Below are 26,321 nucleotides of genomic sequence, written 5' to 3'. Positions count from 1 at the left end.
TAATAAATTGGAGGATAGAAATCATGAAATGTTGTGAAGACCATATAGAGCTTGCCTTAGACATGTACGTTGATAAATATGAACTACCGCCAGAAATGAAGTTGTTAACAGAAGAAGAGAAGTTATCCACAAAGTGTGAATTTTGTCAAAACAAGGCGACATATTTTGTAGGGAACTAATATTCTCATACAAGATGTGGATGTAGACTGTGGATATGTGTATAACTTTTGTGTATAACTTGTTTATAAAGTGGGGGAGTATGTGAATATCTCAATTTTTACAATTGGTAAATTAAAAGAAAAGTATTTGTCACAGGGAATTAATGAATATTTAAAGCGATTAACACCATACGCAAAGATAGATATCATTGAAATGCCAGATGAAAAAGCGCCAGAAAACTTAAGTGAGGTCGAAATGGAGCAAATTAAGCAAAAAGAGGGGGAGAGAATCCTCAGTAAAATCACTGACGACACGCATGTCATTGCACTCGCAATTGATGGAAAAATGAAATCATCGGAGCAGCTTGCAGGCGACTTAGATAAATTAGCGACCTACGGCAAAAGTAAAATAGCCTTTGTAATCGGTGGATCTCTTGGACTAAGCAAAGAAATCATGAAGCGCTCAAATGACACTCTATCATTTTCGAAAATGACTTTTCCACACCAGCTAATGCGATTAATTTTACTTGAGCAGGTATATAGGGCGTTTAAGATTAATCGGGGAGAACCGTACCATAAATAGAGGCAGCTTTTTTTGAATAATTTGAAGGGATTCCTATCAAATACTGTGGAGAAGGAAGTTTTGAAGGTTCCTGGAGTGGGTTTTGTCCTTCATTTTACAAAACAAAGAATGAAAAAGTGACGAAGTGTTGCAATGTTAAATGGAAAAGTCGCTTAATTAGGTGCAGGAACCAAACCAAAACAGCTCCAACCTTTGGATATATTCCATAAAAGGCCAGTCACTGAGTAGACTGGCCTTTTTTCTTTATTATTCAGCGAATTCCGACCAACCCCGAGGAGTCACGATGACTTTTAGGTATTACAGTGAACGCTCATAATAATAGATAGGCTAGTGGTGTTACAATAATTAAACTTAAAATTGTACGTTCTATCCAAATAACAATAAGTTTAGGAATACTAATTTTAATCTCTGTGGCCAAAATACAAGGAATACTCGCTGAGAAGAACAAAATTGATGAGACACAAACGACTGCAATAACAAATTTCGTAACAAGTGCTGCTTCAACTACTAATAATGCTGGAAGAAACATTTCAGTAACTCCAATCGCAGCTGCTTTAGCTGTTAGGAATGCATCTGGCAATTGTAATAATGCTGTAAATGGATAGAAAATATAACCTATATAATCAAAAATAGGTGTATATTCGGCGAGTAGAATACCAATTAAGCCAATAGATAAAATAGTGGGTAAAATATTCATTGTCATAATTATACCATCACGTAAATTCACCCAGATATTTTTTCCAAGGTTTGGTGCATTATTAGAAGCTTCCATTGCTTCTTTCCAAGCATTCTGTAAATAGTTGTTCTTGATAACCTTTTCTGGCTCGCCTTCCATTCCATTATAGTATTCATCAGGTATCTTGCTTATTGGCCAAATTCGTACTGTAATAGCCGTTACAAGAAACGTTACAAACGCCGTTACTGCAAAATACAAATTCCATATACTCATGAGATCCAACGTTTTAGCAACAATAACCATAAAGGAAACGGTTACAGTTGAAAATCCAGTTGCGATAATAACAGCCTGTTTTATTGTGTATTTACCCTCTTTAAATTCTCGATTCGTAATTAATATACCGACAGCAAAACTTGCAACAAATGACGCCATAGCATTTACTGCTGAACGACCTGGAGTCTTCCATATTGGCTTCATGACTCGTTGAAAAAGTACACCAATAAACTCAAAAAGACCATAACCTATTAGTAAGGATAAAAAGACCCCACCTAGTGGAACCATTATACCTACGGGCACTACTAGTAAATCAAATAGAAAGGGTCCAACATATTCATTCATTAACCAATCTGGGCCTAGTTTTAAATATATGATTAACCCAACTGCCAAACCCACAATCTTTAACAATGAGAAAACGATATTAAAAATATTTTGATTCCACGTTTTCGTTATAAATGGATAGATTACTCCCCCTAAAATAAGAAGTAAAGCGTATATCGGTGTAAGAGATGGAAAGGTTGTATTTATCCAAGTAACTGTGTGATCAAGAGGAATAGATGAAGTTCCATTAACAGTAATCGGGACAAAAAAAACAAAAATACCAATTAAACTAAAACCAATGAATTTTAAGACATTGGAAATACTGTTCACTATTGGTTCTTGAGGCATAGTTTTTTCTTCTGCTTTTGTTGTTTGAGGATTTAGCACAGTATGAATTCCTCCCTTTTTTATAAAAAATGAAAATTTCTAAATACCCAAAAATTTATTCCGATAAAAAAGAAATCTTTAAATCAGATTCATGAGATAAAAGACATTGAGGTATGTTTGATTCAATTACCGTACATAGTCTCAAAAGTCTTTTGTATTCAAAATCAAAGGGCTCTCAAACTGTCATTATACATTTCTTCCCTCAAGGCCAGCTAACTCTTCTTTTGTAGCAGATGGCGCCTTCATTTCAAAAATTTCGTTGATAACAGTATAATCATAATACCCAAGGCGGGCTATCGGTTTAATTTTCAATATATCAAGTTTCCCACTAGGCAAAATGATGTCATCTGCGATATGAACATGAGCTACTCGTCCGATAACAATATCAACTGTGGAAACCTCGTTACCAGTTGGTATTCTAATGGTCTGAACATACTCACATTCAAATTGAACAGGTGATTCGGCAACACGTGAGACAGGAGCTTCAATGCAGCTTTTCTTCGTTACACCCGCAGCCTCAAATTCATCAACATCCGCTGTAGACGCCTTTGCGGAAATATTTACTGCTTCGCGTAAATCCCAAGTAGCCATGTTCCAAACAAACCAACCTGTTTCCTCCACGTTTCGAACTGTATCCTTTCGTCCGCCTAATACAGATTGATTTGCCGCAAACATAACCATTGGTGGATCCCAGGTAAGATTTTGATATTGGCTGTATGGTGCAAGGTTATCTACTCCATCTTTAGATCTGGTGGAAAGCCAGCCGATAGGGCGTGGTATAGTACTACTTTTGAAGGGATCATATGGTAAGCCGTGTTGCTGACCTTTCTTTGGTGAATACTTCATTTAATATTCCTCCTAAATGTATAATATGTTTTTCACAAATCGAGTTGTAAACGTTTTCTTTACTCGTTAGATTAATCCTACCTTTCTGTGTTGCATAATTCTATGGATAATATTTAGAATTTTATGAAAACATAAAAATAACTTGATGATAAAAAGTAAAATTCATCCACGTTATATGGATAAATTTTAGATATCTGGATAATTATTAGTTTTCCAAAGCCTAGGCGAATATCCCATTATCTTTTTAAAGACTCTACTAAAATAGCTCGGGTCTGTGAAACCAACCTGTTCGGCTATTTCTGAAATCGTCATTGTTGACCCTTTTAGCAGCGATTGTGCTTCTTTAATTCGCTTCATTTGTAAATATTCCGTATATGTACACCCCATCTGCTTTTTAAACATAGAACTAAAATACTGGTTATTTCGATTTACATAAGCTGAAATTTCCTCAAGAGTAATCGGGGTGGAATAATGTTCATTTATATATTGAATCGCTTTTTTTATAAGAATAGAATTATAAGTAAATTCCTCTTTTTCAACCTGGTCGCATAATCGGTAACAAAATAACAGCATGTTGTGAACAATATCAAATAACACTTCGCCGTATAAAATATCGTCAAATAATTGCTTATAAAGAGGTTCTTCTTTAAGTAGATATACTTTTTCCAGCATGAAGCGTCTTATATGAGACAAGATATTTGTTAATCGAATGCGGACGATTTCCGAATCGGGGAAACTTTCTTCCGTTATCGGAGAGTTATTTGCGTGATTATAAAGCCATTTCTTCAGCATCTCACGATTGATGTTTCGTAAATGCGTCATAAATTCATCGCTTTCATTAGGCGAAAGAAACGGATCGATTTCGGTTAAGACCAAGTTTTCAATTGGAGGAAATACATGGTTCCCTCCAAAGTAAAAACGGCGTAACAGGGCACGTTTTGCTTCCCAGTACGATTGATGCACCAACTTCGGATTGTCGTACCATTTTCCAATGCTTGCTGAAAAGGATAAATCATTTTTAGTCCCCATCATTTGGCAGAAGTACACTAATATCCGTTTCAATGAATGAATTGGTTCTTGATTGGAAGGCAAAAACTCTACACTAAACAATAGGACGAGATGATCTTGAACGGTTAGCACAAAGGGGTGGTAGGGTTGAAACTCTGTATTGATAAGATGGACTAGCTTAGTTAGGTCAACTTGTTCTTTATTCGACTTATCAGGGCTAAGTGCGACAACAAGTGTAGGGATTTGTTGATACCCCCATGTTTGAACCTCCTCTAAAATAAGTGGATTATTGAATACCCTTCCAAATAAAAGGTCATACGCCCATCCGTGATGGATAAAAGATTCTCTGTCTCCGCTTGGCTTTTTTTGTGTGGTTATAACTACTTTTTTAACCGTATGTAACCACTCACTTGTTTCATAAGGTTTTATAAACAAAGCCTCTGCTTTCATCTTTAACGACTGCTCAGCTGCCTCAAAGGTTTTATGATTCGTATGAACAATTGTCTTTATCTCCAGTTCCCGCAGTAAATTCGTTAATTTTTTTCGAGAATTGGTAAACATCTCAAGTTCTATGATTACAACATCTGGCTTCCAATCGATAAGGAGGTCAAAACACTCCTCTTCATTATCCGTTTCTTTTAACTGCGTTATTAAAACCTGGTTTGATAATAATAACCACTTTATCCCCTTTCGTTCAAGTCCATCCCTTTCTGCTATAAGTATTTTCATCCTTTGCCTCCTACTAATTATTTAGTGAAGAAAAATTAAATCAACGCCCTATTTATAAAGTTTTGAAATCCTCATCTCTTGTCATCCACTTTTATTTCCTATCCCTATCATAAAACATAAAGTTACGTTTGGTTTAAGAAAATTATTATGCTGAATATCTTTTTACGTCAATAGATGGATACAGTAATGAAATAAACCTTTCCTCGAACATGAAAAATTGCATGTTAGTTAGGTGCGGTGAACCGTACCATAAGGTTTTTTTTGAAGAGTGGTCTTATAGGACTGCTCTTTTTATATCATCCAAAATTATCAGAACAAATGTTTGTATTCATGTTGACTAATAGTTAACTATGTATTAAACTTATAATAACATCAAAAAAAATCAACATAATTTTTAATGAATTTGCATTGGGGGGAGAAACTATTTATAAGTATACTGACGAAGAATTTATGGAGAGAGTTAACGATAAAATTGGGAATGTACGCTTTTTTAAAAAGCATTTAAGAAGACTAGGCTTAATAGGAAATCGACAACAGTTTTCAGAAGAACATGTTAAAATTTTTGAGGGAATTAGGGAATATAAAGAAAACCACCATACTACTTGGGATATAGCTTTCAAGGAAGGTTTGAATGCAACTCCAAGGCGGAAAACAAGTGAGGTTCCTTTAGGTATGATTGTATCTGAAAACAGGCAAAGTAACCTTGAGGAATTACTTATTGAAATACTAAAAGCCTTACAACGTATTGAAACAAAATTATAAAAAATAGTGAAAGGATTGCCTCAAAAAAATTATTAGCCTTTTGAGACAACCTCTCATGTTTGATGTTTGCAATGACTATTCTTCTTTATGAAAGTAGAATTTTGTGAGGTCAATATTAATATCTGTTTTTTTATCGGTTTCTACACTTTGAATTGCCATACAAGGCTTAAAATTAGAAATTATTTTTTGGTAAGTAGTTGCTAAATCACTATTTTTATCTATTATAATTGTTGGATTATCGTTAAATGACTCTTCCCAAATAAAAAAGCATTCCTCTTCAAAATTACCATATGGGGGATTTAACAACAATTCTTTGATTGTGGAAGCGAGAGTATAAAATGTCATAAGAATTCTTGGATATTTAATTTCCTTTTCAAGAATAATGATTTTTCCACCAGCAGAGAAGCAATCTCTTAATGAAGTACCGTATACAAAATGTTCTGATATCATATGTGATGCTACCCTGGCGTAGTTTGCTTGTTTTCCGAATAAATCTTTTGGATAAAGTATAAACGATTCAGCCAAAATCCTTCGTTGTTGGGGAATACTTAAAGTTGAAAATAAAATAGGCTCAACATTTATTATATCCTCATTTGATATTTTCGGTAAATACCATTTATCTGATGAACCTTCTTCTATATTTTTACTGAAATATTCTCGCAACAGGTCATTTTTCTCTTGGTTACTTTTTATTCGGAACTCTGCGTAAGTACCATCGGAACCAAATAAATTAGAAAGATTGCTCTTAGACTTAGCCATGTTAATTGCAAATCTAGGAGAGTGTGTAACTTCAATTTTATCAACACTTGAGCCATAGGGAGCAAACTTAACTTCCAAAGAACATAAGTCTTCTTTTAGTTTCGGCTTCCTTCCAAAAAAAACGTAAATTTCCTTATAAGCATTGTCATCTTGTTCTTTATTAGAAAGGCTTTCAAAAACGCTATTTCCTTTTGATTTCCAATTTCCAGAAGCAGAGAATTTAATTTCAACCCCGTATATGCTATCATTGGTAAAGGTGACTTTTAAATCGGGAAAAGAATGAGAGCCATTATGTTCAACATTTTTGATATTTAATTCTGGTTTAGATGTTATTAATTCTTGAAATTTATTTAAGACAATTTTCTCAAAATCGTCGCCAGTTTGAACAGTACGAAACAATTCTTTATCTAGGTGTATTTTTTCTGATAATACTTTTAGTGCTTCTTCTATCATTAAAAAGCCCCCTTGAATAGTTTGTGGATATAGGAATGATTTTACAATTATACAATACAAACATCGGAGGTGACTATATGAGTATTGAAACATATTACAAAGATAAACCACTTGAAGTGGACGTTCATAAGTTGAAATTAAAAAATGAGCGTAAAATAAATGTTGTATCTCTCTTTAGCGGTTGCGGAGGGATGGACCTCGGCTTTCGAGGAGATTTTGAATTTTTAGGTCAAACATATGAAGAGAATCCTTTTAATATAATTTTTGCTAATGATATTTTTTCAGCAGCTATGAAGGTTTATGAACATAACTTTAAACATAAGGGTGTTGAAGAAAGTATATCGGAAATGGACTTAAACAGCATTCCCAAAGCTGATATAGTAATTGGAGGATTTCCTTGTCAAGATTTTAGTCTAGCTGGTAAAAGGAAAGGCTTGATGACTGAACGAGGTAGACTTTATGAACACATGATAAGAGTAATCAAACACTGTGATGCAAAAATGTTTATTGCAGAAAATGTGGATGGAATTAGAACAAATAAGACCAATAAAAGTATAAATTTATCAGCCCTAGATAAAATTTTAAGAGATTTCGAAAATAGTGGTTATGTAGTTCAATATAAGGTACTAAATGCTGCTGACTATGGTGTTCCACAAATAAGAAAAAGGGTTATTATTTTCGGTGTAAAAAAGGAAATTTTTAAAGCAATTTATTATCCATTAGCTACTCATGATGAACTAGGAGAGCTTGGACGGAAACCTTGGAAAACTTCAAAGAACGCTATTGATGACCTGTGGGACAAAATAGATGACCCTGCTATATTAAATCACACAAGTAGGGACTATTCGAGGGCTAAGTTTTATCCGGGGAAAAAAATGCAAGGTAACAATCGCATATCTATGGATAGACCTTCATGCACTATTCGTGCTGAACATCACGGTAATATAGAAGCGCATTATAGAACTCAAACACCAGAAGATGAAGCAAATATGGAAGGTTGGCGAAGACTTTCTGTCAGAGAGTGTGCAAGACTTCAATCTTTCCCAGACGATTTTAATTTCATTGTATCGGCTTCTAGTGCTTACAAAATGATTGGTAATGCTGTTCCACCTGTATTGGGGTGGCATATCGCAAGAGCCGCATTTTATACTTTATCAATGAGTAAGCAGGACTATCAGGTAGAACTAGAATTAGAGATTGCAATTAATTAAGTAAATATTTAGCGTAATAAATGACCATATAAATATATATTATTATCCTGATAATATAAAAGGCAATGTACAGCAATGTAAAGCTGTGCATTGCCTTTTAATTTTTAGGAGGAATAATCATTGACTAAGTCCGCAAAGAGAGTAAATATTGTTTCGCTAAAATTAGTAAAGGAATCAAGCATACTGTATCAAAAAAGGAACATCCGCTCACTGTAATGTATCCCTTTGTCAAGACACAAAATCCAATTTTTTAAGATAAACCTCCCCTCTATATTTTGGGTTTTAATTGCCTTACCTTAGATATCTAGTGGTTTATCCTGAGTCCACCACCCTTGACCACGTTTGTGTCCGTGGTAGTTCCCAGCCGGCGGATGGATAAAAAATGCCTTTACGGCATTCAGCCCGAGCTTTATCGTTTAATTTACTAATGCCTTTCTGCAGTTCGCCAAATGTAATCACACTCAAAAACAAAGAAGTTTCATCACGCTCATTAATCCAGCGAAAGACGCCCAGATGAGGAACCGTTTTGACGAGCTCCGATTGTGTCTAAAAGATATCTCATAATTCTAACTCTCGAGCGTGGTCTGCACTGCTTTATAAATCAAGTTCAATATCTTGTAAAGGAGATTACTTAAAGAAATCCGTCAGACGGGTCTTGGGTTTGGTCACCCTCTGATATTCCTCTACTGACAAGACAACAGCAGCAGGCTTGCCCCGTACACTAATAAGTTGTGATACATCATCCGCTGCTTTTTTAACCAAATGACTCAGCCGATTTTTTGCTTCTTGAATTTGCCATTGCGTACTCATCATAATCCCCTCCATTCGTCTGGATTGTCTAGCTAGATATATAACAGCATAACCATCACGTATTTAGACGTCTATTTTCCATGAGCTACCATCTGAACTTCAAATACCCAATGCATTTTTGACTGAAATACTTAAAGAAAGTCATTGTTATCATGTACTCGTTTATGCTGACTCTTTCTTTTCCTTTTGGCGTTTGCAGCAGGTAGAAACTTGTTGTATTTTTTAATAGATAAGAAAGTATAAAAATTTGAACCTAGTTTTAGTGTCTAGCTCTGGGCACCATCGGACCTGAGGTTATAAGCCAAGCCCTTCCCGAAGGCAAAGAACGCCTTCAGTCAGGGCTCGTCTTATGCTTGTCGCCGATAGGCGGGCGCCTTGCACTTTTCTTTATGTAATTTGGATTTATTACGCAGGGTCAGGTACACAAGCTTACATTTTGACAAAGAAATTTACATACATTATGATATAATGACCAACTAAATTTATAGGAATAAAGGTCATTGTGTCTTAAAAGCCTGTTTTAAACTAAAAGAATAGTAAAATTATCATTTGGAGGTTGTTTTATGAAGGCGATTTGGAGAAGTTACATTAATGCCTCGTTTATTTTAAAAATTACAGTTGCTTTAGTGTTAGGTATTATTACTGGAATCATATTTGGGGAACAAGCAACTATTTTGACGCCTTTAGGCGATCTTTTGATTCGTTTGCTTAAATTTCTAATCATCCCGCTTGTCTTATTTACCATTATCGTGGGTGTTAATCAAACAAAGATTGGTGATTTAGGGCGTGTAGGGGGAAAGGTGTTTCTATATTATGTGTTAACGTCTGCACTTGCCATTGCGGTCGGTTTAGCTGTTGCTAGTTTATTTAACCTAGGAAGTGGGATAGAGTTTAACAGTAACGAAGCATTTAAGGTTCCTGAAAATCCTGGTATTATCGAAGTTCTTTTAAATATTATACCTGCTAATATTGTAACTGCTTTTAGCGAACTCAACCTCTTAGGAATCATCTTCACGGCGATTGTTTTTGGGATTGCCATATCCTATTTAAGAGTATCCAAAGAACATGCTAAAATGGGTGAACATTTATATAAAGTTATTGAAGGACTAAATGAAGCAACACTTACTATAATGAAGGGGTTCCTACAATATCTTCCTATCGGTATCTTTGCGATTATAGCAAAAACCGTTGGTAACCAAGGGATGGGCGCCTTATTATCTTTGGGAAACGTAATCGCTGTACTATACGTAGCATTACTTGTTCAAATTAGTATATACATCGTCTTCATGCTTTTATACAAAGTTCGTCCAGGTCAATTTTTCGCTCATGCGCAATCGCCGATGATTACGGCCTTTGTTACACAGAGTAGTACAGGTACATTACCAATCACGTTAGACGCTGCTAAAAAACTAGGAATCTCTCAAAGTCTTTATGGATTCAGTCTCCCACTTGGAGCAACTATTAATATGGATGGGGCAGCCATTCGTATCGCGGTATCTGCCGTATTTGCTGCAAACCTTGTAGGAAGTCCTTTGAATTTTACTGATATGCTTGTCGTCGTATTGGTAGGAACGTTGGCTTCAATTGGCACAGCTGGGGTTCCAGGTGCTGGTATTATTATGATTGCAACTGTATTTGCTCAACTCGGTTTACCGATGGAAACAGTCGCATTATTGACAGCGATTGATGCTATTGTAGGAATGGGTGCTACAGCACTTAATGTGACTGGCGACCTAGTTGGTACGGCTATCATCGATAAAACAGAAAAACGAGAGCAAAATCCACAATCCACATTACAAGCATAACATGTACTAAATATTAAAAAAAAAAAAACAAAACAGCACCATTCCGTTAGATTTGGAGTGGTGCTGTTGTTTGTTTAGATTAGGCGTTAATTTGTTATATTTACTAAAAACAACAATAATTGTAATTTACCTGGGGATTATGTTAATTTTTTGATATGATTAATTTAAGCAATTTAAACATCCCCTTTTAATCTGGGTGAAGAGGATTTTGTAGTGATTTATATAAAGTTGTTAGGTGATTAATAGACAGAGGAGTAGGGAGTTGTTGAAATGAATCAATTTCTTCAGATGGGAGCCAATACAGTTTTAAGTTCCCCAAAAGGTAATGTTACTGTTAGCTACGAAATTTCTAATACGATAGATATTTCCTTAACAGCTTTCCTTTTAACTGATTCAGACAAGGTACAAGGGGACAGCGGAATTATATTTTATAATCAACCAACGAGTTCTTCTGGTGTAGCTACCCTTATACCATCTGAGAAAGTAGGTAATACAAAAGTACATAAAATGGATTTTGACATGAGTAGAGTCCCAGAAGGTATTACAAAAATAGCTATAACTCTTACAGAGGATAATAGCACGGGATTTTCAAATGTAAAGAGTTTAAAGGCAGAGATATGCACCGATAACAATATTATCCAGTTAACCCCATCTAGCTTCAAAAATGAAAATGGAATTGTCGTATTAGAATTATATCTAAGGAATAGTCAGATAAAGGCAAAATCAATCTGGCGCGGATTTGATTCCGGGCTTGACGGGTTATGTAAAAATTACGGTGTTGAGGTTGAATTTGATGAGCAAAACAAGCCCCCTGCACCTAAAGCTATTCAAAAACAAACTCCAAAAGAACCTGAAAAGACTCTAACTATTCCTGAAAATAATAAAAGACAAAGCACGTTGTCAACGATAAGCCTTGAAAAGGTAATGGGTAAAATAAGTCTCGAAAAAGGTCAAAAGTCAGTTATCATTGAGAAAACACCAGAGATTACTGCTACGGTATCTTGGAAGACAGGGACAGATTATGATATTTATGCTTTAGTCTATACAAAGAATGGTAAGCAGATAGATGTAGCAATGTTTGGAGCTGAAGGAACACCGCCCCTCTACCGGTTTGGTAACGGGGCAGTGGAACATATGGGGGATATTGGGAGAAGCAGTGGATCAAAGAAGACAGAAATAATTAAATTAAGGCTAACGAATGATATTCTCGCAGTGGTTCCTGTGGTTTATTCTGCTCAGTCTAATGGGACAGGCTCATTCTATAGATACAAGGTATCCATGAGTATAGATAACCATAGTGGAACCTCCGTTACCATTTCCTCCATGAATGCAAATAATAATGATAGAATTTATACATGTGTGCCGGGAATCCTACATAATACCTTAGATGGAGTTATTATAAGTCCATTAGAGCTTTATAGTAAGCTAAACTCAGAGCGTAGGCCTAAACTTAAGATGGGGTCTTCCAATATGGTAGAGGTTTTAATGGATGAAGGACCAAAAAACGATTACAAGTAGGCAAGAAATATTATCATAAAAAGTGCGTAGGATATTCAGAAATTGACTTTCTTGAGCAATTAGGTATTGAGAAATTTTTTTGTTCAAATAGATATATTTTATCACGAGTGTGATTAACCAATAATATCCAACTAAAATATATCAAAAAGGACACCTTTCTTGTAGAATGGAGTTTGCGAACATACAAACTACAGAAGAGGTGCCCTCATGAAGAAGAATACCACATTCCACAATTTGTTTCAAAAGATTGTCTCAGAAGAAGAAGTAGCCGACATTCAGGCCTCCATCGGTTATAAGGATACAGCTCGTAAGCTTGATGTGTTAACACTCATTAATTATTTACTCTGCACTTCAATGAATGAGCTCAAAAGTTATCGAGACTGTGCGGATGTTGGCAACCAATATGGACTGCCCAATGTCAATTACTCCACGCTCTCTAAGAAAGCTGGCCATGTGGACTACAATATCATGAAGAAATTATTTCATTTAGTCGTGTCTAAATGCAATCGAATGACACGTCGAGCATTAAAAATTTCAAAGGAGCTCCTATTGGTAGACTCCACCACAATTACAGTGGGAAAGTCACGTCTTCCGTGGGCCCTTTATCATGGGGAGCGCGCAGGAATCAAACTGCATGTCAGCTATTCTCCTCTAACTGAAATGCCACTTCAAGTCGTTGAAACTACTGGACTTGTGCATGATGGGCCGATTGGTGAACAGTTGGTCGATTCTCGATTTATCATGGTAGAAGAACGAGCCTATTTTAAGATCAAGCGAATTGATCAATTTACATCAGACTCAGACCAGCAAATGTTTGTCATTCGAATGAAAGAAAATGTAGAGATTTTTCGTCCTCATTCTTTAAAACGCCTTGTAGCTGGATCGCCTGTCACGCGTGATATCACCTGCCAACTGGGTACTAAGCAATCTCGTTCTAAGAATCGACATCGGGTGGTATTTTTTAAGGACGATTACGGTAACGAGATGCGTGTTGTTACTAATTTAATGAACGTTTCGCCAGAAGTAATCGCCGACATGTACAAGGCAAGATGGAGAATCGAGACGTGCTTCCGCTGGATTAAACAGAATCTAAATGTTCCTGTTTTATTTGGCACGACTGAAAATGCCGTTTTTAATCAGCTTTTTACCGCTTTAATCGCTTATGTTCTATTGAAATGGCTTTATACAAAGACATCTGAAGGACGGATATTCGAAAAAATGTCGTTTATCTCATTCCAAAGAAAACTACTGAAAGACAATTTACCTATTGACTGGTGCTCTGAAATGGCTGTTGTTTTGAAAAAATACAAAAATTCACAAGGGATAAGTCTGTCTAATTTTGGATAATCAACACTCGTGTTAAAATAATTCTTAGTGCGGGAGCGAAATAAGGTGAGTTAGGGTTGAGAGGCTTTGTGGTTTTTTACCGACCAGCTACAAGTAATGGATGATATAAGGTGTTGCTAAACCCCGAAATTTATAAACAAACAGTAGCCCCTACTGTTTTAATAAAGCGTAGATATACCTACACAAAAAAGTATCAATTACAACCCCTGTAAGCCACCATAAGAGCATAATAATTAGGAACCCCATTGAAAGATGTTTCAATGGGGTTCGTTATTATGAAGGAACCTAAAAAAATAAAAATAAGTAATATTCATTTGCCCCTATTAGTCTGTGAAATAGACCTAGTTTTGAATCACTTATATGGATTCATCGTAACGAAAGTAAGAGATCAATAAGAAAAATTGTCTTAGAAATTCTTTAAAAATTAACTATTGATTTAATTAGTTAAGTAGTATAAAATTTGTAATTGTAAATGATAATAATTTTCATTATCAATAATATGAATTTAAAAAGGAGGAAATTTTATGTCTACAATTACATATTCATCTGAAAGAAAATATACATTTTCTTTACTTGCAGTTATCTTTTTTTTCGTATTATTTTTAGCTGGGTGTGGAAATCAGGCATCAGAAAACCAAACTAGCAATGAGGGAGGAGCCGAACAAACTGAACAAAATGAGGAAAACCAAACAACAGAATCAGAGAATGTTCGAGAAATAACTCATGCGATGGGAACGACAACGATTGAAGGAACTCCAAAAAGAATTGTTACCTTGTATCAAGGTGCTACTGATGTTGCGGTTGCTTTGGGAGTAACACCAGTAGGAGTTGTTGACTCATGGGTAGAACAGCCAATGTACAAATATCTAAGAGACGACTTGGAAGGGGTTAAGCATGTAGGTCTGGAGACACAACCAAATCTAGAGGAAATTGCAAAATTAAAACCTGACTTAATTATTGCTTCAAAATTACGCCATGAAAAAGTTTATGACCAATTATCCCAAATTGCCCCAACCGTGACACATGAAACGGTATTTAAGTTTAAAGACACTGTTGAATTGATGGGAAAAGCGATGAATAAGGAAGATAAAGCGAAAGAACTTCTTGCAGATTGGGATAATCGTGTTGTCGATTTTAAAGAAAAGATTTCTGCTAAATTAGGTGATAAGTGGCCAATTCAAGCATCAGTCCTTAACTTCAGAGCAGATCATGCTCGTATTTATGTAACAGGCTATGCAGGAGATATATTAGATGAAATTGGTTTTGTACGTTCAGAATTCCAGCAGGCAGAAGCAGATAAGGGTACTGTTGTTCTGAAACTGACAGATAAAGAAAGTATTCCAAATATGAATGCAAATGTTTTCTTCTACTTCTTATCTGATCCGGGTGAAGAAAATGCTGTACAAAAAACTTTTGGGGAATGGACTAATCATCCTTTATGGAAAGAACTTGATGCTGTAAAAAACAATCAAGTATATCAGATTGATGAAGTTGCATGGAATATGGCAGGTGGAATAACTTCAGCCAATATGATGTTAGACCAACTTTATGAACACTTTGAATTAGAAAATTAGTAATAGTCAGTACAGTGCTGTTTAAGAGACAAAATGGGGGTACTATCCCCCTCTTATCAAAAGAAAAGAAAGTATAAAAATTTGTACCTAGTTTTAGTGTCTAGCTCCGGGCGCCATCGACTCTATGGTATAAGCCAATCCCTTCCCGAAGGCAAAAAACGCCTTTAGTCAGGGCTCGTCTTATGCTTGTCGTCGATAGGCGGGCGCCCTGCGCTTTTCTTATTAAAAATCTTAGTTTTGAAAGAGTGGAAAAATGACACACTTATTTCCTCGTACATCACTAAAAATTATTGGGTTTATCATTGGAATATGCATTTTTATTATATCTTTTATGTCAAGTATTGTATTCGGACAGACACCGATTTCAGTTAAGACTGCTATTGAGGCATTTACTCAATTTGACGAATCTTCAACAGAACATATTATAATTACAACAACAAGAGTTTCACGTGCAGTTATCGCTACTGTTATTGGATCCAGTCTTGCTATTGCAGGTGCCTTGATGCAGGCGTTAACGAGAAATCCTTTAGCCTCCCCAAGTATATTTGGAATAAATGCAGGTGCATTATTTTTTGTTGTTTTTTCGTCTGTTTTTTTATCAGTAACGTCACTGGTCCATTTTATGTGGATAGCATTCTTGGGTGCCGGAGTTGCAGCCGTCATGGTTTTTTTTCTTGGCTCTTTAGGGAGAGACGGATTATCTCCAATTAAAATTGTATTAGCCGGTGCTGCTATATCCGCTTTTTTTAGTTCCTTTACCCAAGGAATATTAGTGCTTAATGAACAAAACTTAGAAGGAATATTGTTTTGGTTGGCCGGTTCTGTTTCAGGAAGAACAATGGATATGTTAGAACCTATTTTACCGTTCATGATAGGAGCAGGGATATTATCATTTTTATTAGGTACTTCGATAAATATTTTGACCTCCGGGGAAGATATAGCCAAGGGATTGGGGCAAAGAACTATTTTAATAAAAAGCTTAATCGGTATTGTTATTGTTTTTTTAGCAGGTGGATCAGTCGCAGTGGGGGGCTCTATTGGTTTTATAGGTCTAATTGTTCCCCATATTGTTCGTTCGTTTGTTGGAATTGATTATCGATGGATTATTCCCTATTGTGCCTTGTTCGGAGCAAGCTTGTTATTATTGGCTGATGTCGCGGCAAGGTTTGTTATTATGCCTGAAGAAATGCCAATTGGTGTAATGACTGCTCTTATTGGAGCCCCATTTTTTATTTACATAGCACGTAGGGGGTTTAAAAAGGAATGAAAGAATTTAATACCATTAGAAATAAATCAGGTAAGTTTTCCTTTTTAATAGAAAGAAAAGCCATTAAGATGTTTTTGTTGTTATTTGTCCTTACATTAATCATTTTTATTATAGGCTTATCAGTTGGAAGTACAATGATTAATCCAGTTTCAATTGTTCAACATTTGGTAGGGGCAGGAGATGGAGAAAACACATTTATAATTAATACACTTAGACTACCTAGAATGCTTCTATCCTTACTTGTAGGCGCAGCACTAGGAGTGTCAGGGCTTATCCTACAAGGGATAATTAGAAATCCATTGGCCTCCCCTGATATAATTGGAGTAACCGGGGGTGCTGGAGTAGCAGCGGTTATATTCATTACATATTTTTCAGAAATCAGTATTAAATGGATGCCGTTTGCTGCAATTGTTGGTGCTGGAGTTGTTTCTCTTATCATTTACCTATTAGCATGGAAGCAGGGTGTAACACCAATAAGGATTGTACTAATTGGTATCGGAGTTGCGGCTGTAATGGGTTCTTTAACAACTATGATGATTGTACTTAGTCCTACATACTCTACAAGTGAAGCGTACATTTGGTTAACGGGTAGCATTTATGGTGCAAATTGGGAGAATGTTTATTCAATGTTGCCATGGGTGTTAATTTTTATTCCACTTGCTCTTATTTTTTCCCGTGAAGTTAATGTACAGGAACTAGGTGATGATGTGGCTTTAGGCTTGGGGGCAAGAGTACAATTTTACCGCTTTACTTTGCTAATTGTCAGTGTTGCTTTAGCTGGTTCTGCTGTTGCATTTGCGGGTGGAATTGGATTTGTAGGTTTAATAGCACCCCATATTGCAAAAAAAATAGTTGGTCGATCATTTGGCAGTTTAATACCAGTTTCGGCTTTAATAGGAGGATTAATTGTAATTTTAGCTGATGTAGTAGCCAGAACAGCCTTTTTACCACTTGATCTTCCAGCAGGAGTATTTGTATCTGGAATTGGTGCTCCATTCTTTATTTATTTATTATATAAAAATCGTAATATGTAAAGAAATATGAATTTTTAAAGAAGGGGTGAGACTATGAGTGTGTTAGAAACAAGTTCCCTTACTCTAGCCTACAATGACACTATAATAATTGAAGATCTTAATCTAAAGATTCCGTCAGGGGAAATTACTGTATTTGTCGGAGCCAATGGTTGTGGAAAGTCAACTTTATTACGGTCACTTGCGCGTCTTTTAAAACCTAAATCAGGTAAAATATTTCTAGAAGGAGAAGTAGTAAGAAATTTATCTACCAAAGAGGTAGCAAAACGTCTTGCTATTTTACCACAGGGACCAATTGCTCCCGAAGGTCTTACGGTTCTACAACTTGTTAAACAAGGAAGGTACCCACATCAAAGTTGGTTGAAGCAATGGTCAAATGAAGACGAAAAAGTGGTTAATCAAGCGCTCGAAGCAACACAGATGATAGAATTTGCTCATAGGTCAGTTGACTCCTTATCCGGAGGACAGAGACAAAGAGCATGGATTGCGATGACCTTGGCGCAAAAAACAGATATTATTTTGTTGGATGAACCTACAACCTATTTAGACATGACACATCAAATCGAAATCTTGGATCTCCTTTTTGAGTTAAATGAAATAGAAAACCGAACTATAGTCATGGTTTTACATGATCTAAATCTCGCATGTCGTTATGCACACCATATAGTGGCTGTTCTAAATAAAAAGGTTTATTCACAGGGAAAACCAGAAGATATAATAACCCCCGAAATGGTAAAAGATGTTTTCCGAATGGAGTGTGATATTACAAAAGACCCTATATTTGGGACTCCATTATGTATTCCATATGGTAGAGGGAGACGTGTTGGGGAAAATAAGAAATATAGGAAGAGTATTTAGTGGCTTCAACTTTCGCAGAGTGAATTCGGTAAATAGGCCTTGATATAATTGGGAAGGCCAGTGAACCACCGTTCAAGTTGACTTTGAATTTATAATTTGATTTTTTTATTGGTCTGTTTTAATATGTCCTGATCGTTTTACTGCTGTAGTGCGACAGCCCAATCAAGTTTATTTACTTCATCACTTAATTCGTAAAACAGCCCCCTATTGTACGTTGATCAGTGTTACAACAATTTTTCCATGATAGGAAAATAAAACGAGTAAACATAATACCACTTTTAGTGGTGTCCCATTATCCATAACAATATGATGGAGCAAAGAATGGCATTTTTTAAGGACTTTCTTCACATATCTATCATTTAAGTAAGTCATTTTCCTGTTTGATATAATTTTCATTATCTTAATTAGAAACGAATTCAATTTAAGGATGATAAAAATGAGTAGTATTGTTTTGAACAAACTAAAGGCTTTTGATATATATTTAGAACACGAAAGTCCTAAGGATATTGCAATTGTTGATCTGTTAAATGAGGAAAAATGTCTACTGTTTCTACAAAGGCAAATGTTAGAAATTAAAGCCCCGAATATAATAGTAGCAGCCTCTATGCTTTCTAAAAGATATGCTTATCTAGTTGTGTCTTCCACATTATATAGTATGGTCGAATTCAACTGTGCCCTTAACTTATCAGTAAAAGCATGCTCATTAGGTAAGGACCGTAAATTATGTATTCAAGAAGGTATGTGTAAATGGCAGGAAGTTGAGGGTATGAAAAGAGAACATTGGCGTGAAAGGGTGTTACGCAACCTTTTTTCATCCCATATTACACCGGTTTTAGAAGTATTAAAAAAGACATCACGTATCAATTCATCCATATTGTGGGAAAATGTTGCTATTCGAATTAACTCTACTTACAGAAAACTCCTAGCAAAAGAGTTGGACTCTGTAACGGTATACCGATTGTACGATGATTTTAATTTTCTGAGAAGTGCTAGTGGAGACTTGTTTAACTTGGAAAAAAATCCAATTAAACATTATTTGAAAATAGGTGAAGAACTTAAAGTGAATCCCTCTAGGAAAACATGCTGCATGTACTATAAACTAGATGAAGATGTTGAAGGGATTGGTTATTGTAGCAACTGTCCAGTTAAGAGTAAGCAGACAAATAGAAATTGATTTATGAAATACGTTTTGCTGAATATGCTGATGGTTTATTGAAGCCAAAAACTATTATTTTTTGTATTTTAACGAAACCTCTAAAAGAATAGGTGTAGTGTTTATTTAATAAGACACTGCCTGGGTTGCTATCAAACTTTGCTCATGATAAATGTCGATTATTTGAACAAATGGGTTTTACTTAACAGGCCCACAACTGCATATAGAGTTGTCGGCCTTTCCTTACGTGAATGGTGTTTGCTAAAGAAGAAGCTAATCGATTTAACATGCACTTAAATAAATGTAAAGTGGATGATTCGGTCCCCTTTTAAAGACTATTCGATAATTTTGATATCTAGAGGTTGACCATCGACTGGAAGTTCCATTGATTTTCCTTCTTTGAGGTCTAGAATTGTAATTCCATCCCAGCCATAGTTTGCCAAGGTATAACCGCCAGTTAGAAAGGCCCATCTTCCATCAGGACTTGTGATAACATTTTCGTGTGGACGGCTTAAAGGAAAAATGGTTTCCTTCATAGTGTCAAGGTCCATTTCAACAAGACTTGAGCCTTTATCAGCACCACCTGCAGCTCCTGCTCCGATAATATATAATTTGTTATCGTCCGTTCGATAAGTGACTCCAGAAAGATGGGTGTTTGCATTCATCGGTTCTTCAGTATATTCACCACTTTTGGGATCTAGAATTGCAAGTACTTCTCCTTGAAAGGGAAGAAGTAAACGTCCTTTCGTATCGACTGCACCATAATTTGGTTTATCAAAGGCACCACGTCCTAGTGGTGCAACTTCAATTGTCCGTGCACTTAAATCGGATGTATCTACTACTGTAACTGAATAGGAATCATGATTAATAGAATATACCTCACGCCCATCATTACTGATAAGCACCTGAAATGGCCTATTTTCGATCGGGACGCTATCAATTACCTCAAGACGGTCTGTGTCGATAATCTCTAGCTGGTTTACTTCACCAGGTAGATAAACTCCGACGAACACTCGGCTTCCATCAGGAGAAACGGCAATTCCCATACCCCCTGCGCGATATTCTCCGAATTCAATCTCATTTATATTCGAACGATATGGAATGAGTGCAATACGCTTCTTATCTTTTGTATCAATAACAGCAACTCCCTCAGCAGTTGCAACATATGCGCGATTTTCAGGTGCCAAGGCAAGACCAAATGGCGCAGCCCCTACTTTTACCTTCTGGGTTGTTCCGTTGGCAGGGTTTACAAATGAGATATAGTCTCCCATTGAATTTGTCATTAGTAAGTTCAATGAAGGGACATCCAACTTTGTTACAGTGTCTTGAGGAGAGTCGGAAGTAGGTGTGGGAGTTGATAGTTTTGCTTCATTTTGACAGGCTGTTAGAAGCAAACCAAATACCAATAAAAGAAACCAGATCCAGTTTCCTTTACGTGTTAATGTAAGGTTCATGCTGAATTCCTCCAAAATATGATTTTAGAAACATTTTACCTTATATTTCCCTTATTGTCATAAATGAATCAAAAATAAGATATTTCACTGTTTACTTTTAGCTACTTTTCAAACAAACTATTAGGTATCTTTATATTTTGAGAAACCATTTAGGAGAGAAAGGAGCAGTGCATCTATGTACCCGGTTACACTTAAGATAGAAGACAAACCGTGTGTGGTAGTGGGGGGGGGAGCCATTGCCTTTTTAAAAATAGGCCCTCTTCTTCAAGCAAAAGCAGCTGTTACTGTTGTTAGCCCAAAAATTATACAAGAGATTGAGCAACTGTATTTGGAAGGGGAAATTAATGTTATCAGAAAAGAAATTGAATACGCCGATTATAAGGATGCATTTCTCATCATTGCCGCTACCAATTTTCCGGAAATAAACCGGGAAATATATGAAAATACGAAAGATACAAAGCTTATAAATGTAATTACCGATTCAGAAATAGGTAATTTTCACATTCCGGCAACCCTCACACGTGGCAAATTGCAAATCAGCGTTGCAACTGGGGGAGCAAGTCCGATGTTAGCAAAAAAAATCCGCGACAACTTAAAAGAAAGATACGATGATTCATATGAAGAATATGTAGAGTTTTTACATGATGCTAGAATAAAGATTAAACATAGTTCGTTATCAAAAGAAGAAAAACGAAAATTATACAAAGAAGCAATCGACGAAAGATATAAACGATCGAAAGAGGAAAGATACCGATTATTTATGCAGCTTCTACCATTTGAAACTTAACCAAGCACCGGGTCAAATAATAGTAAGGCTCCCATGTAAAATTCATAGTTTCTGCAAACTTATATTATAAAATCATTTCAACAACACAGGAGGTATGAATATGAATATGAAAATAAAACTTATTGCATTGTTGTCTTTCGTTTTATTAGTATTGGCAGCCTGCCAAACAGAAGATAGCGGAAATATGGAAGGCATGAATATGGAAGGCGATAAAAAGGAACCTGCTGGTCTGCAAACTACAAAATTTGAAACATTGTCAGGTAACGAATTTAATATTGTCGCTAAAGAGGCAACCCATCAACTAAACAACGAAGTAAGTATAGATGCATGGACTTTTAATGGTTCAGTACCAGGATCGCAGCTTCGTGTTAATGTAGGGGAAAAAGTCAAGATCAATTTAACAAATGAACTTCCTGACCCTGTCACAATTCACTGGCATGGGATTACGGTTCCAAATAATATGGACGGAATTCCTGGAGTTACCCAAAATGCCGTTCAGCCTGGAGAATCCTTTACGTATGAATTTATACCTGAAGATCCGGGCACTTATATGTATCATACCCATCAAGATGGTGTCAATCAACTTGATAAGGGACTATATGGTTCTTTCATTGTAGAGCCTAAAGAAAAATCATATGATCGCGATTATTCGCTTATGCTTGATGAATGGATGAGTAATCCTGAGGAAGGCATGGACATGAGTGAAGGCAATGAAGGTATGGACATGAGTGAAGACGATGAGGACATGGAAGGCATGGACATGAGTAATGGAAATGACGAAGAAAAAGCAGATGAAAATGATGGCATGATGATGGATGACATGAGCGCCTATGATATCTTCACGATTAACGGAAAAAGCGGAGAAAGTGTCGATCCTCTTATAGTGAAGGAGGGTGAAAAAGTCCGGATTCGCTTAGCAAATATCGGATACATGACCCACAAACTTCACCTACACGGCCATAAATTTAAAGTAGTGGCTATTGATGGGCAGGAATTAAACGAGCCTCAGGAAATAGAAAATGAATTACTTTCTATTGCACCTGGTGAGCGGTATGACATCGAATTTGTTGCAGACAATCCAGGTGAATGGCTACTTGAATGCCATGGCAACATGGAAGGTACTGATGGAATGAAGGCGAAAATCCAGTATGAAGGCGCTACAGAATCAACGGACAAGTCAAACCAGGATGAGGAATTACCAACGTTCACATATACAAACTATGGTGCTCCCCAAGACGGAGGATTTTCATTAGATCAGAGCTATGATGTAGAATATACAATGAACTTGAACACAGAGATGCTCGATAATGAACTTGCCTATACCATCAATGGTAAAACATTTCCGAATACTGAGAGTATTAATGTGAAGGAAGGCGACCTCGTAAAAGTTAACTTGGTCAATAATTCAAAATTAGATGACCACCCGATGCATTTACACGGAGTCTTCTTCCAGATATTGAGTAAAAATGGGAAACCGCTTGAAGGATCCCCGATCTATAAAGACACAGTTAATCTAGAGCCTGGGGATGAATACGTGATCGCATTTAAAGCGGATAATCCTGGAAACTGGCTATTCCACTGCCATGACCTTCACCATGCTTCAGCAGGAATGGTTACAGAGGTTAAATATGATGGTTTCATGCCAGATTTCACCCCAGATCCAGAAGCAAATAACAAACCTGAATAATAATGGATGGTCCTACTCATCCTAAAAATGCGGTCGTAAAAACGGCCGCATTTTTGATTGTTCCTAAAGTAATTTGAACAAAAGTTTTAGCGCCTAATAGCAGCAGTAAGCGCTAAGAACACTGATTGCCGCTACAGATTTTCCGGAAATAAACCGAGAAATTCATCCCACGCTCAAGGGGCAGTAAAACCCCACCTCAAAACTAAGGTCATCAGACTGTGCATCTGATGACCGTTTACTCTTTTTTTTATGTTAACGGTTATCTGATTAACAATCTTCAAGGTTTAGAACTTACTAGGATTGATAAGAAAATGCCCAAAAAGGGATTGAATGAGAATTTTTAAAATTTTTGATTTTATTATTTACATTAAACCTATTGGTGTGGTAGGATTAATTTCATCAAATACTACATTACTTATCATGAGCGGCTCACTTAATGCCGGGCAACCTTCGAAGCAAAGTGATAAATCCAGCAAAATGATTTTTGTTTTAGGGATAAGGTGTTAACCAATAGTTAGTACTAACGCCTTTCCTAGGGTGGAAAGACATTTCATTTGAAAGGGGGCGAATCAACTGAAAGCAGATGAAAGGGAAGAAGTCTTAGCACACCTTGAGACAATGCTTGAAACTTTAAAATATGGATCTATCACTCTAGTTATCCAAGATGGCAAGATTGTGCAAATTGATAAAAATGAAAAGGTTCGTCTTCAATCGAATAAAAATCGCTGACTAGATCAACTAGAGGCGGTCTCCATCTTATCAGGTGGGAGGCTGCCTTTTTTGTTATTTAGGAATTTGTAAAATTGTAAGGTTGTGTATAACTTCGTGTCTCTGCCTATCTACATCTAGCTCCGGGCGCCATCGGACCTGAGGCCATAAGCCATTTCCTTTAAGAAGGAAAAACCACCTTCTTGAATAAACCGTCTTATGCTTGACTTGCACAGGATGTGCTGATGTCGATGTTCGCCACAGGACGTGGCGGGTTTTAATCGACGCGCCGAAAGGCGGGCGCGCCTTGCGTTTTTCTTATATGAAGAAAAGGAGGTTTGTAGCAATGACTGCTGCTGTAACATATCAAAATTGGAGTCAAATTTCAGAAACTTTTCCTGTCGGGGATGAAACAAAAGGGGCGCGTTCCGTTTTGGAGTGGGCTTACTGTACTTATTCTGAACAAGAGATTGTCTATGCGTCCAGCTTCGGTGCAGAAGCGATTGTTTTGATTGATCTAATCCAGCAGATAAAGCCAGATGCACATATTGTATTTTTAGATACAGGATTACATTTCCCAGAAACATATGAGGTCATTGACAAGATTGAAGCACGTTTCCCAATATTAAGGATTGAGCGGAAACAACCAGAATTAAATCTCGATGACCAAGCTGCACAGTATGGGTCTGCATTATGGAAAAGAGACCCTAGCCAGTGCTGCAATATCCGCAAGGTAATTCCTTTACGAGACACTCTAACAGCCAAATATGCTTGGATTTCTGGGCTTCGCAGGGAACAGTCATCGACAAGGGCAAAAACGGAATTTATTAATAAAGATCAAAAATTTGAGAATATCAAAATTTGCCCGTTAATTTACTGGACTTGGGATGATGTTTGGGCATACATCAGAGAAAGAGACCTCCCATACAATACATTGCATGACCACCAATATCCGAGCATTGGTTGTTTTCCTTGTACACAACCATTGGAGACTGGTGGTGACACACGCGCGGGACGCTGGGTGGGAAGCAGCAAAACGGAATGTGGTTTGCACGATCGCTAAAGGAGGGCTTTTCTTTTGCTCACGATAATTGCTATTACGATAGGATTATTTTTTGCTATGAATATAGGTGCAAGTGGTGCAGCTGCTTCGATGGGAATCGCCTATGGATCAGGTGTTATCAAAAAAGGGATGGCTTTATTATTGTGCAGTATTGCTATCTTTCTTGGTGCTTGGCTTGGAGGCGGTGAAGTAGTCAAAACGATTGGGAGCGGGATTGTCCCAACCAGCACATTTACTGTGAATATTGCCCTAATCGTTATAGCTTCAGCTGCTTTGTCATTGTTTTTGGCAAATATAGTTGGAATTCCGCTCTCTACAAGTGAAGTTGCCGTTGGTTCAGTCGTGGGTGCCGGTATTGTCTACCAGTCAGTATTCCTTGGTAATCTCGTCTGGATTATCATTTTTTGGCTCCTTACACCTATTGCAGCATTTCTCATCGCGATCCTTGCTTCCTCCTTGCTAAAAAACAAAAGATTTAAAAAATGGATGGAGGCGCCGAAAGCTGTTCCTTTTCTGTCCACTCTTGTCGTTTTTATGGGCTTATTTGAAGCATTTTCTGCCGGGATGAACAATGTAGCCAATGCAGTTGGCCCGCTCGTCGGAGCCAGCATCCTATCAACAGGTAACGGCATTTTTTGGGGAGGGTTATTTGTGGCTTTGGGAGCGCTGTTACTGGGACAACGAGTCCTTGAAACAAACGGTAAAAAAATTACAACCCTAAAGCTAGAAGAGGGTTGCGTCATCTCAGGAACAGGTGCAAGCATTGTAACTGTAGCATCAATGCTCGGGATCCCTGTTCCTTTAACACAAATCACGACTTCTTCCATTATCGGTATAGGCTTTGCCAAACATGGCTGGGCGGTATTGAAAAAAGACATCGTTGTTCAGATGCTGACCGTTTGGGTCGTTTCACCGGTTCTATCAATGGTACTGTCTTACACACTTATCCAATTATTGATCGAACGTAATGTCTACCCGATCATCGCTATGGCAGGGGTCTTAATTTCCGTGTTCGGTGTGCTGTCTTTGATGAAAAGGCAGAATCCGTCGATAAGGGTACCGCAACAAGTAGTAAAAGATTAAAAATAAA

At 36.8% G+C, this 26,321-nt stretch carries 23 protein-coding genes and 1 pseudogene; 17 read left to right on the top strand and 7 right to left on the bottom strand.

Annotated features, from left to right (window positions below; all coding sequences use genetic code 11):
• Positions 1-23: 23 nt before the first annotated feature.
• Together PY093_RS15400 and rlmH are read left to right on the top strand one after the other, a co-directional pair.
• Positions 24-179 (top strand): CxxH/CxxC protein, encoded by a 156-nt coding sequence (locus tag PY093_RS15400; protein ID WP_275646742.1) that lies wholly within the window; start codon positions 24-26, stop codon positions 177-179.
• An 82-nt stretch (positions 180-261) separates the two neighbouring features.
• Positions 262-741: a 23S rRNA (pseudouridine(1915)-N(3))-methyltransferase RlmH gene (gene rlmH, locus PY093_RS15395; RefSeq protein ID WP_275646741.1), complete on the top strand. Its 480-nt coding sequence runs from the start codon at positions 262-264 to the stop codon at positions 739-741.
• Positions 742-1,051: 310 nt separating this feature from the next.
• Here the strand turns inward: rlmH and PY093_RS15390 are convergent, their stop codons facing one another.
• The 3 genes from PY093_RS15390 to PY093_RS15380 form a co-directional block, all read right to left on the bottom strand.
• Positions 1,052-2,362, bottom strand: coding sequence for a YjiH family protein (locus tag PY093_RS15390; protein WP_275646753.1), 1,311 nt, complete (start codon positions 2,360-2,362; stop codon positions 1,052-1,054).
• Positions 2,363-2,587: 225 nt separating this feature from the next.
• Complete coding sequence (locus PY093_RS15385) at positions 2,588-3,247, bottom strand: flavin reductase family protein (RefSeq protein ID WP_275646740.1); 660 nt, start codon at positions 3,245-3,247, stop codon at positions 2,588-2,590.
• Between the two features lie 186 nt (positions 3,248-3,433).
• Positions 3,434-4,984, bottom strand: coding sequence for a helix-turn-helix domain-containing protein (locus PY093_RS15380; RefSeq protein WP_275646739.1), 1,551 nt, complete (start codon positions 4,982-4,984; stop codon positions 3,434-3,436).
• A 450-nt stretch (positions 4,985-5,434) separates the two neighbouring features.
• Between PY093_RS15380 and PY093_RS15375 the strand changes: the two genes are divergently transcribed.
• Positions 5,435-5,746: a hypothetical protein gene (locus PY093_RS15375; RefSeq protein ID WP_275646738.1), complete on the top strand. Its 312-nt coding sequence runs from the start codon at positions 5,435-5,437 to the stop codon at positions 5,744-5,746.
• Between the two features lie 75 nt (positions 5,747-5,821).
• On the opposite strand, the gene PY093_RS15370 is transcribed toward PY093_RS15375, so the two are convergent.
• Entirely contained in the window at positions 5,822-6,958 is a 1,137-nt protein-coding gene (locus PY093_RS15370; protein WP_275646737.1) for a hypothetical protein, read from the bottom strand.
• 77 nt (positions 6,959-7,035) lie between these two features.
• Here PY093_RS15370 and PY093_RS15365 point away from each other — a divergent pair, with 77 nt between their 5' ends.
• On the top strand, positions 7,036-8,169 hold the full coding sequence (locus PY093_RS15365) for a DNA cytosine methyltransferase (RefSeq protein WP_275646736.1): 1,134 nt from the start codon (positions 7,036-7,038) through the stop codon (positions 8,167-8,169).
• Positions 8,170-8,796: 627 nt separating this feature from the next.
• Here the strand turns inward: PY093_RS15365 and PY093_RS15360 are convergent.
• Complete coding sequence (locus tag PY093_RS15360; protein WP_275646735.1) at positions 8,797-8,979, bottom strand: type II toxin-antitoxin system Phd/YefM family antitoxin; 183 nt, start codon at positions 8,977-8,979, stop codon at positions 8,797-8,799.
• 563 nt (positions 8,980-9,542) lie between these two features.
• Here PY093_RS15360 and PY093_RS15355 point away from each other — a divergent pair.
• From PY093_RS15355 to PY093_RS15325, 7 genes are all read left to right on the top strand, one after another.
• A complete protein-coding gene (locus PY093_RS15355; protein WP_275646734.1) occupies positions 9,543-10,784 on the top strand; it encodes a dicarboxylate/amino acid:cation symporter in 1,242 nt (413 codons plus the stop codon).
• 270 nt (positions 10,785-11,054) lie between these two features.
• Positions 11,055-12,302 (top strand): TerD family protein, encoded by a 1,248-nt coding sequence (locus PY093_RS15350; RefSeq protein WP_275646733.1) that lies wholly within the window; start codon positions 11,055-11,057, stop codon positions 12,300-12,302.
• A gap of 207 nt (positions 12,303-12,509) precedes the next feature.
• The gene (locus PY093_RS15345; RefSeq protein ID WP_275646732.1) at positions 12,510-13,649 is read left to right on the top strand and encodes an IS4 family transposase; all 1,140 of its coding nucleotides are present in this window, start codon (positions 12,510-12,512) and stop codon (positions 13,647-13,649) included.
• A 524-nt stretch (positions 13,650-14,173) separates the two neighbouring features.
• The gene (locus PY093_RS15340; RefSeq protein ID WP_275646731.1) at positions 14,174-15,223 is read left to right on the top strand and encodes an ABC transporter substrate-binding protein; all 1,050 of its coding nucleotides are present in this window, start codon (positions 14,174-14,176) and stop codon (positions 15,221-15,223) included.
• Positions 15,224-15,476: 253 nt separating this feature from the next.
• A complete protein-coding gene (locus tag PY093_RS15335) occupies positions 15,477-16,490 on the top strand; it encodes a FecCD family ABC transporter permease (RefSeq protein WP_275646730.1) in 1,014 nt (337 codons plus the stop codon).
• Complete coding sequence (locus tag PY093_RS15330; protein ID WP_275646729.1) at positions 16,487-17,524, top strand: FecCD family ABC transporter permease; 1,038 nt, start codon at positions 16,487-16,489, stop codon at positions 17,522-17,524. The genes PY093_RS15335 and PY093_RS15330 overlap by 4 nt, the downstream gene beginning before the upstream one ends.
• Before the next feature lie 33 nt (positions 17,525-17,557).
• On the top strand, positions 17,558-18,379 hold the full coding sequence (locus PY093_RS15325; protein WP_275646728.1) for an ABC transporter ATP-binding protein: 822 nt from the start codon (positions 17,558-17,560) through the stop codon (positions 18,377-18,379).
• 5 nt (positions 18,380-18,384) lie between these two features.
• On the opposite strand, the pseudogene PY093_RS15320 reads toward PY093_RS15325, so the two are convergent.
• Positions 18,385-18,650: pseudogene (locus PY093_RS15320) on the bottom strand (IS4 family transposase); the annotation flags it as partial.
• 165 nt (positions 18,651-18,815) lie between these two features.
• On the opposite strand from PY093_RS15320, the gene PY093_RS15315 reads away from it, so the two are divergent.
• Positions 18,816-19,553: an IucA/IucC family C-terminal-domain containing protein gene (locus PY093_RS15315; RefSeq protein WP_275646727.1), complete on the top strand. Its 738-nt coding sequence runs from the start codon at positions 18,816-18,818 to the stop codon at positions 19,551-19,553.
• 314 nt (positions 19,554-19,867) lie between these two features.
• Here the strand turns inward: PY093_RS15315 and PY093_RS15310 are convergent, their stop codons facing one another.
• Entirely contained in the window at positions 19,868-20,986 is a 1,119-nt protein-coding gene (locus tag PY093_RS15310; RefSeq protein ID WP_275646726.1) for a YncE family protein, read from the bottom strand.
• 175 nt (positions 20,987-21,161) lie between these two features.
• Between PY093_RS15310 and PY093_RS15305 the strand changes: the two genes are divergently transcribed.
• The 5 genes from PY093_RS15305 to PY093_RS15285 all read left to right on the top strand — a co-directional run bounded on the left by PY093_RS15305 (position 21,162) and on the right by PY093_RS15285 (position 26,314).
• The gene (locus PY093_RS15305) at positions 21,162-21,773 is read left to right on the top strand and encodes an NAD(P)-binding protein (RefSeq protein ID WP_275646725.1); all 612 of its coding nucleotides are present in this window, start codon (positions 21,162-21,164) and stop codon (positions 21,771-21,773) included.
• 106 nt (positions 21,774-21,879) lie between these two features.
• Positions 21,880-23,460: a multicopper oxidase family protein gene (locus PY093_RS15300; RefSeq protein ID WP_275646752.1), complete on the top strand. Its 1,581-nt coding sequence runs from the start codon at positions 21,880-21,882 to the stop codon at positions 23,458-23,460.
• Between the two features lie 573 nt (positions 23,461-24,033).
• Complete coding sequence (locus PY093_RS15295; protein WP_481769308.1) at positions 24,034-24,189, top strand: YezD family protein; 156 nt, start codon at positions 24,034-24,036, stop codon at positions 24,187-24,189.
• A 325-nt stretch (positions 24,190-24,514) separates the two neighbouring features.
• Positions 24,515-25,231 (top strand): phosphoadenylyl-sulfate reductase, encoded by a 717-nt coding sequence (locus PY093_RS15290; protein WP_275646751.1) that lies wholly within the window; start codon positions 24,515-24,517, stop codon positions 25,229-25,231.
• A 15-nt stretch (positions 25,232-25,246) separates the two neighbouring features.
• Complete coding sequence (locus PY093_RS15285; protein ID WP_275646723.1) at positions 25,247-26,314, top strand: inorganic phosphate transporter; 1,068 nt, start codon at positions 25,247-25,249, stop codon at positions 26,312-26,314.
• Positions 26,315-26,321: the final 7 nt, after the last annotated feature.

Origin of the sequence: Cytobacillus sp. S13-E01 (genome assembly GCF_029193815.1) — a bacterium.
GTDB lineage: Bacteria > Bacillota > Bacilli > Bacillales > Bacillaceae_L > Bacillus_BV.
This window is presented reverse-complemented; position numbering and strand designations above follow the sequence as displayed.